Consider the following 7,691-nt stretch of genomic DNA (forward strand, 5'->3'; position numbering starts at 1 on the left):
TAGTTTAACGCAGGGCTAGCCCAAAGGAGAGGCTTTGGCCCGTGGCCTCGCTGTACTGGCCCTTTAGGGTGTTCTGCCAGCGCACCTCGTAGGCGAAGCAGCCGTCGTAGTAGCGGAGGGTGAGGCCCATGCGGGTGAGGCCCTCCCGGTTCAGGCCCACCTCCGGGGCGAGCCAGAGGGCTTGGCAGCAGGCGCGTTCTGGCTGGGGCATGGCGTAGGCCAGGCGCACCTCCTCCAGGCTTCCCCGCACGTAGGCCAGGCGAAAGGCGCCCAGGGTGCTATCCTGGTAGCGTCCTTCCAGCCGGTCCAGGCGCTGGCCCAGAGGGTTTTCCAGGGTGTAGCCGAGCCCCCAGGGGCCTAAGACCCCCTCCAGCTGGAGGCGCTGAAACTCGTCCCGGTTCTCCCAGGTGAAGGGGGGGGTAGGGGTAAGGGGCTCCAGGCGCCCCCCGTAGGCCGCCCGCAGGGCCAGGTCTCCTTCCCGGTAAGCTAGCTCCACGCCTCCAGCCAGCGCCAAGTAGGGGCCGTACCCGGTGAAGGGGTAAAGGGCGAAGAGGGCCTCGGGCTTGAGGCTGAGGGCGAAAGGCCCTTCTTGGTGGGCGTAGCGGTAGCTTCCCTCCAGGCCCAGGCTTGGGCCCTGGCTCCTTGCGGTTTCCGCATAGCGCAGGAAGGGTTTCAGGGTGAGGTTTTCCAGGCGGAGGCTGGGGGTGTAGCGGGCCTCGAGGCGGGGGGTATCCGCGTCCGGGGGGTCGGGGCTAAAGCCCAAGAAGAGGTCCCCTGCCCAGGCCGAGGCCCCGGGGGCGTAGCCCAGCTGGAGGGCCACTCTCATTTCGTCTTCCCGGAAGCCTAAGCGCAGGGCCTCCTGGCCCACGCCCAAGCCCGTGGCCAGGAGGGTGATCCGCCTCCCCCAGCGCCCGATCTCCTCCCCCGGCCGGGGGAGGGGGAAGTCTTGCAGGCCCACGCTCCAGCCCCCGGAGTCCGTCCCCCCGAGGATCAGGGGGCTTGATAGCTCCGGCCTCCGGTTGGCGTTGGCGGTGGCCTCCCCCAAGGGCACTTCCAGCCCCCAAAGCCCTAAGGTAGCCTCCCCCTTGAGCTCTCCTGTGGCCACCAGGAAGGTGGCCTCCTCCATGCGGAGGCGCAGGTCCTCCCCGCAGGGGCAGGGGGTGGCCAGGAGGCCCTTGAGCTTGGCCTCCTCCCGGGTGAGGGTGGCTTCCTCTGCCCGCACCCGGTAGGCGGGGGCGGTGAGGAGGACCCCCAGGGCCTGGGTGGGGGCCTCGAGGCGCACCCTTTCCGCCTCCACCCTGAGCCGGCCCCGTTCCAAGACCACCCCCTTAAGCTCCTTCCCCTCCAGGGCCTTGGCCCTTAGCCGCCAGCCCTCAATTTCCCCCTGAAGCTCCTCCCCTTGAAACGTCCCTTCGGCCTCTAGGTAGCGGATGGTAGAGGCTTCTAGGTAGAGCCCTTCCCGTTCCAGGCAGGCTTGGCCCTCAAAGACCAGGACCTCGCCGTCGTAGCTCATCTCCTGGCCCCCTAGGAGGCCCTCTTCGGTTTCCAGGGTGTAGGGCCTTTGCCCACAGGGGCTCGCCAGGGTAAGGCCCAAAAGGAACGCCAGCGCTGTAAGCCGGTGCATGGTTAGATTTTAGACATGGCGGTGGGGTTTAAACCCAGGAGGGGGTAGAGCGCGTAGTATCCTTTTCGTGGAGGAGAGGAGGGGTGATGCTGGAGTCCACAACTTCCCCCGTGGAAGAGCTTAAGCGGAAAATCGCCACCCGGCAGGCGGTGGTGGGGGTGGTGGGCCTGGGGTACGTGGGCCTTCCCTTTGCCGTGGAGAAGGCCAAGGTGGGGTTTAAGGTCATTGGCGTGGAGCAGAACCCCAGGCGGGCGGGGAGGATAAGCAACAAGGAAAAGCGGCAAGACGTTAACCTTGATCTCTTTCCAAGAATGTGGGAGGTATACGCATGAAGCGCGTGGCCGTTGTAGGGGCAGGGTATGTGGGGCTGACCACGGGGGTGGTTCTGGCCTACCTGGGCCACCGGGTGACGGTGCTGGACGTGGACCAGGCCCGGGTGGAGGGGCTAAGGCTGGGAGAACCTCCTTTTTTTGAACCTCATTTGCGGGAGCTGATGGCGTTGGCCCAGGAGCGGTTGACCTTTACCTTCCGCTACGAGGAGGCCATCCCGGGGGCGGAGGTGGTGTTTATAGCGGTGGGTACGCCCTCAGGGCAGGATGGGGCGCCGGACCTTTCCCAGGTGCGTTCTGCTGCTTTAGGGATTGGGCGGCACCTGGGCCCTGGGTTCACGGTGGTGGTCAATAAGTCCACGGTTCCCGTGGGGAGCGGAAACTACGTGGAAGCCCTGGTGCGTCGGGCCTATTGGGAGGTTCACAGGGAGGAACCGAAGGCCTTCGCCGTGGCCTCCAATCCCGAGTTTCTCCGGGAGGGCCAGGCGGTGTACGACAGTCTGTATCCTGACCGGATCGTGGTGGGTGCTGAGGATAGGAGGGCTTTGGAGGTACTGAGGGAGCTGTACGAGCCCATTTTAGAGCAGAGTTTTCCTCCCCCTCCGTTTCTTTCCCGGCCCGAACGGATGGGGGCGGTGCCCTTCATCAGCACCGACCTGGCCTCGGCGGAGCTTATCAAATACGGGGCCAACGCCTTTTTGGCCATGAAGATCAGCTTTATCAACGAGCTTGCCGCTTTGGCGGAGCGGGTGGGGGCGGATATTCGGGAAGTGGCCCGGGGAATAGGTTTGGATAGCCGCATTGGTCACCGCTTTCTACAGGCAGGCTTGGGCTGGGGTGGAAGTTGCTTTCCCAAAGATACATCGGCTCTGGTGGCTATGGGAAAGGAGTATGGGATTCCCATGCCCTTGGTGCAGGCGGCCCGGGAGGTGAATGTCCTTCAGCGGCAGCGGGTGGTGGAGAAACTTTTGGGGGAACTGAAGACGCTTAAGGGGCGCACCATTGCCCTGATGGGTTTGGCGTTTAAGCCCCATACGGACGATTTACGGGAGTCTCCGGCTCTGGAACTGGCTGCCTTATTGCTAGGGCGTGGGGCTTTCGTGCGGGCTCATGATCCTGTGGCCATCCCCCGTGCTCAACGTGAGGTGCGCTTGCTCCTGGAGTATGCCCAAACCCCTGAGGAGCTTCTCCGGGGGGCGGATGCCGTGGTACTGGCCACGGACTGGCCGGAGTACCGCATGTGGCCCTGGGAACACCTAAAGGGGCTTCTCAGGACTCCCCTGGTGGTGGATGCCCGCAACCACCTAGACCGGGATAGGCTTGTGGCGGCGGGTTACCGATACCTGGGGATTGGGGTGCCCAGCTTGGGGGTACTGAATAAGGAAGGCATTCCCGGAACCGGGTAAACCGGCTCTACGAGCGAGGGCGGATATGCGGGTTTTGATAACGGGTGTAGCGGGTTTTTTGGGAAGCCATCTGGCAGAAAGGCTGTTGATGGAGGGGCATGAGGTTCTGGGGGTAGATAACCTTTCCACGGGGCAGCAGCGCAATCTGGAGCGCTTGCGCCGCTATCGCGGTTTTGCCTTTCTTCAAGGGGATGTCCGCCAACCCCTGGAGGTGGCAGTTCCCCTGGACTGGGTGATGCACCTGGCGTCCCCAGCCTCGCCTCCCAGGTACCTCAGGCTTCCTCTGGAAACCCTTCTGGTGAACGCCGAAGGGACCCGGCACCTCCTGGACCTGAGCCTGGCCAAGGGGGCCAGTTTCTTCCTGGCCTCTACCAGCGAGGTGTATGGGGACCCCCTGGTTCACCCCCAGCCGGAAACCTACTGGGGGAACGTGAACCCCGTCGGGCCTCGGAGCATCTACGATGAGTCCAAGCGCTATGCGGAGGCCCTGACCCTGGCCTACCACCGGGTGCACGGGCTCCCCGTGCGCATTGCCCGCATCTTCAACACCTATGGTCCCTACATGGACCCGGAGGACGGGCGGGTGGTGTCTAGCTTTATCGTCCAGGCTCTCAAGGGGGAGCCCATTACGGTGTATGGGGATGGGACCCAGACCCGCTCCTTCTGCTACGTGGACGACCTGGTGGAGGGATTTCGGCGCCTGATGGAGGTGGACTATCCTCTTCCCGTGAACCTGGGCAACCCCGAGGAGTACCGGGTGCTGGAGCTGGCCCATCTGGTCAAGGAACTCACAGGGAGTCCTTCCCCCATCGTTTTCCGGCCCCTGCCCGAGGACGACCCCAAACAGCGGCGCCCCGATATCACCTTAGCTCGGCGCTTGCTGGGTTGGGAACCCAGGGTTCCGGTGCGGGAGGGGCTTCAGAGGACCATTGAGTATTTCCGGGAGGTGTTGCGCGCGCCCCATGCGTAACTCCGCCCAAGCGGAAGAGGAAGGAAAGGCTATGGAGGGTCTTCGAGGAAAGGTCCTCCGGGGGGGAAAGTTTTGGTCCTGCGCCAGGGCCTGGGGATTCTTTTTGGCCTTTTGGGCACGGCGCTCCTCCTAAGGGTTCTCGGCCCCAAGGAATACGGCCTCTATGCCGCCTCCTTAGGGTTATATACCTACCTGCTTGGTCTAGGCCAGTGGGGAATCGGGGCCTACCTGGTCCGCCGGGAAGGGGAGGAGGGGGTTCGGCCCTTTCAGCAAGGCCTCTCCCTCATGCTCCTCCTCGGCACCGCCACAGCCCTCTTTGGCATCCTCCTCCTTCCCCTCTTGGGCAGGTGGGTGGGCCTAGAGGGCTTCATGCCCGTGGCCTTGGCCCTCTTCCTGGGGCTACCCTTTTCCCTCCTCTCCCTTCCCTTTACGGCCTACCTGGAAAGGTCTTTGGAGTACGCGGGCCTGGCGAGGGTGGAGCTTTTGGGGCAGGTCCTCTACTACCTCCTGGCCTTGCCCCTTGCCCTCGGGGGGCTAGGGGTGTGGGCCCCTGTCCTGGGCTTTTGGGGCCAAACCATCTTCACCTTCTTGGGTCTGTGGTGGCTATCCCGTATCCCCTTCCGGTGGCGCTGGGACCTTAAGGAGGTCCAAAGCATGCTCCGCTATGGGCTCGGTTTTTCCTCTTCCCTATGGGTGTGGCAGCTTCGCAGCCTGGTGAATCCTCTCATCGTGGGGCGCTATTTGGGTGCGGAGGCGGTAGGCCAGGTGCAGCTTTCCATCCGTCTGGTGGAAACCCTGGCCTTTATAAAAGGGGTGTCCTGGCGCCTTTCCATGCCCGCCTTTGCCAGGCTTCAGGGGGATAGGCGAAGGCTAGCCCAGGCCATAGCTGAGGCGGCTGAGGTGCAGGTGCTCCTGGTGGGCCTACCCCTCCTGGCCTTTTCCTTCCTCGGCCCATGGGTGATCCCGGTCCTCTTTGGGCCCGCTTGGATGCCGGTGGTAACCCTTTTTCCCTTTGTGGCCCTGGGGTATCTCCTCAACTCGATCTTTAACATGCATTCCTCCGCCCTTTATGTGCTCCGCAGGAACTTTGAGGTCACGGTCTTCCACGTGGTGCATGTCTTTCTCTTTGCCGGAACTGCCTGGCTTTTGGTGGGATCATCCCTAGGCCCCTTAGGCTACGGTTGGGCTGAGGTGGTGGCCCTGGGCAGCTACTTTGTGATCTATAGGGAGACGGTGAAGGCGGTGGGTCCCCTAGACCACTCCGTAGCCTTAACGTGGTCCTTCGCCCTGGGCCTGGCCCTATTTTGGCCCTTTATGGCACCTTTGGCCCTCCTGCCCTTCCTGGCCTTGGCCCTTTCGCGGAGTAGGAAGAGGCTTTGGGAAGTATCCGCTTCCCTTTGGTCCGGCCTAAGGGGAGGACGGATTTTGGGAGGTTAAGGATGGAGGATAAGGAAAAGACCAGTCCCTTGGTCAGCATCGTCATCAACAATTACAACTACGGACGTTTTGTGGGACAGGCCATAGAGAGTGCCTTGGCCCAGACCTACCCTCACGTGGAGGTGATCGTGGTGGACGATGGCTCCACCGACGACTCCCGGGAGGTCATCGCCCAGTATGGGGAGAGGGTCCGGGCGGTCTTCAAGGAGAACGGGGGGCAGGCCTCGGCCTTCAACGTGGGGTTTGCCGTTTCAAAAGGGGACCCGGTGATTTTTCTGGATGCCGATGACGTATTGTTCCCAAACGCGGTGGAAGAGGTGGTGGCCGTTTGGAAGCCTGAACTTTCCAAGGTGCAGTGGCGCCTCCGTTTGGCCACGGAGGACCTTAAACCCCTAGGAGCCACCTGGCCGGGGGAAAGGGAAATGCCCTCGGGAAGCGTTCGGGATAGCCTTTTGCGTTTCCGCTACTACCCCTCTCCCCCCACCAGCGGCAATGCCTTTTCCCGCTGGCTTTTGGAAAGGATTCTCCCCATGCCAGAAGGGGGGTATCGGATAGCCGCGGACAGCTACCTGCTCATCTTGGCGGGCCTCCATGGGGAGGTGAGGTCCATCGATAAGGAGCTTGGGTATTACCGGGTGCATGGGAAGAATTTTTGGCATACAAGCGGATGGGACACGCAAGAAGCTAAGCGAAAGCTTCTTCAGCAGGTGAAAGTCGATCTCCAAAAAAGAAATCTCCTCGAGGAGGAAGCCCATTCCCTTGGTTTGCCGTTTCACCCAAGGTATACTCCTTTTGCGGCTAAGACCGAAATCGCCCTTTCCGTACTAGACCCAGGTGCTCTTAAAGCCTTGGGGCTTTCCCCAAGCCGCATGGCCCTGGCCCTAAAGGGCATCCATGCTTCCTTGGTGTACCCGTACATGCCGTCTTCCTTTTCCCGGATAAGGCTTAGCACTTGGTTCTTGCTTGTAGGATTCTTGCCCCCCCTTCTTGCCAAAAAGCTGGTGATTTGGGGCATACTTCCTTCCACCAGACCCAGGTGGCTTGCCAAGTTTTTGGGGGCCAGCGAGTCCTAAGGGGGTAGTGGGGTGAGAATAGCGCTTTTCCTACCTTCCCTCGAGGGTGGCGGGGCTGAGAGGGTTAGCCTCCTTCTGGCGCAAGGCCTCAAGGAAAGGGGGGCGCAAGTGGACCTGGTCCTAGCACGGGCCCAAGGGCCTTACCTGGCGGGTGTTCCTAGCGGGGTTAGGGTGGTGGATTTGAAGGCTCCCCGCGTGCTCTTTTCTCTCCCTCCTCTTATAGCGTACCTAAGGAGAGAGAAGCCCCAAGCTCTGTTTTCTGCCCTAACTCACGCCAATCTTATAGCCCTATGGGCTAAAGGTCTGGCTCGGGTTCCGACCAGGGTGTTTGTGGCGGAGCATGTTGCGTTAAGGGCAAGCCAGTCAGGTGGGATGCCTCTAAGAGGGCGCGTTGCCCATGCACTCCTGGGCTGGGTTTATCCCAAAGCCCATGGGGTGGTGGCGGTCTCCCAGGGGCTTGCCGAAGAGCTGGTGGAGGCGTTCCGGGTTCCGCGGGATAAGGTGCGGGTCATTTATAACCCTGTAGTGAGCCTGGAGTTATTCCAAAAGGCCGAGGAGGATCTCCGGCATCCTTGGTTTGAACCGGGCCAACCCCCCGTTTTCCTGGGGGTAGGGCGGTTATCAAGGGAGAAAAACTTCCCTTTGTTGCTCCGGGCTTTTGCTCGGGTGAGAAGGCGGGCATCAAGCCGCCTCCTTATCCTGGGTGAAGGCCGGGAAAGGGGTTTCTTGGAAGCTCTCGTTAGGGAACTTGGACTATCGGAGGATGTGGCCTTGCCGGGTTTCGTGTCCAATCCGTATCCTTTTATGCGGAAAGCTACGGCCCTGGTTCTGTCTTCCCAGTATGAGGCCTTG

Annotated in this window: 7 protein-coding genes; 6 read left to right on the forward strand and 1 reads right to left on the reverse strand. The window is 61.9% G+C overall.

The features are described from left to right. Positions 1-4 precede the first annotated feature (4 nt). Positions 5-1,624: a hypothetical protein gene (locus QT17_RS09295; protein ID WP_039459346.1), complete on the reverse strand. Its 1,620-nt coding sequence runs from the start codon at positions 1,622-1,624 to the stop codon at positions 5-7. An 86-nt stretch (positions 1,625-1,710) separates the two neighbouring features. Between QT17_RS09295 and QT17_RS09300 the strand changes: the two genes are divergently transcribed. From QT17_RS09300 to QT17_RS09325, 6 genes are all read left to right on the forward strand, one after another. Then, the gene (locus QT17_RS09300; RefSeq protein WP_039459349.1) at positions 1,711-1,956 is read left to right on the forward strand and encodes a hypothetical protein; all 246 of its coding nucleotides are present in this window, start codon (positions 1,711-1,713) and stop codon (positions 1,954-1,956) included. Continuing rightward, positions 1,953-3,359 carry a UDP-glucose/GDP-mannose dehydrogenase family protein gene (locus QT17_RS09305; RefSeq protein WP_039459352.1) on the forward strand — a complete coding sequence of 469 codons (1,407 nt, stop codon included), beginning with the start codon at positions 1,953-1,955 and terminating at the stop codon, positions 3,357-3,359. Before QT17_RS09300 ends, QT17_RS09305 begins: the two co-directional genes overlap by 4 nt. 25 nt (positions 3,360-3,384) lie before the next feature. Then, positions 3,385-4,329, forward strand: a complete 945-nt coding sequence (locus QT17_RS09310; RefSeq protein WP_039459355.1) for a UDP-glucuronic acid decarboxylase family protein — start codon at positions 3,385-3,387, stop codon at positions 4,327-4,329. 72 nt (positions 4,330-4,401) lie between these two features. Further along, positions 4,402-5,766, forward strand: a complete 1,365-nt coding sequence (locus QT17_RS09315; RefSeq protein WP_052155194.1) for an oligosaccharide flippase family protein — start codon at positions 4,402-4,404, stop codon at positions 5,764-5,766. A 2-nt stretch (positions 5,767-5,768) separates the two neighbouring features. Then, the gene (locus tag QT17_RS09320; protein ID WP_039459357.1) at positions 5,769-6,839 is read left to right on the forward strand and encodes a glycosyltransferase; all 1,071 of its coding nucleotides are present in this window, start codon (positions 5,769-5,771) and stop codon (positions 6,837-6,839) included. Positions 6,840-6,851: 12 nt separating this feature from the next. Continuing rightward, on the forward strand, positions 6,852-7,691 hold an 840-nt coding region (locus QT17_RS09325), incomplete at its 3' end, for a glycosyltransferase (protein WP_039459401.1).

Source organism: Thermus sp. 2.9 (genome assembly GCF_000794385.1).
In the GTDB taxonomy this organism is placed as follows: domain Bacteria; phylum Deinococcota; class Deinococci; order Deinococcales; family Thermaceae; genus Thermus; species Thermus thalpophilus.

Bases quoted from the DNA above. Each gene is read 5' to 3' on its own strand.
- QT17_RS09295 (WP_039459346.1), bottom strand. From the start codon at position 1,624: ATGCACCGGCTTACAGCGCTGGCGTTCCTTTTGGGCCTTACCCTGGCG.
- QT17_RS09300 (WP_039459349.1), top strand. From the start codon at position 1,711: ATGCTGGAGTCCACAACTTCCCCCGTGGAAGAGCTTAAGCGGAAAATC.
- QT17_RS09305 (WP_039459352.1), top strand. From the start codon at position 1,953: ATGAAGCGCGTGGCCGTTGTAGGGGCAGGGTATGTGGGGCTGACCACG.
- QT17_RS09310 (WP_039459355.1), top strand. From the start codon at position 3,385: ATGCGGGTTTTGATAACGGGTGTAGCGGGTTTTTTGGGAAGCCATCTG.
- QT17_RS09320 (WP_039459357.1), top strand. From the start codon at position 5,769: ATGGAGGATAAGGAAAAGACCAGTCCCTTGGTCAGCATCGTCATCAAC.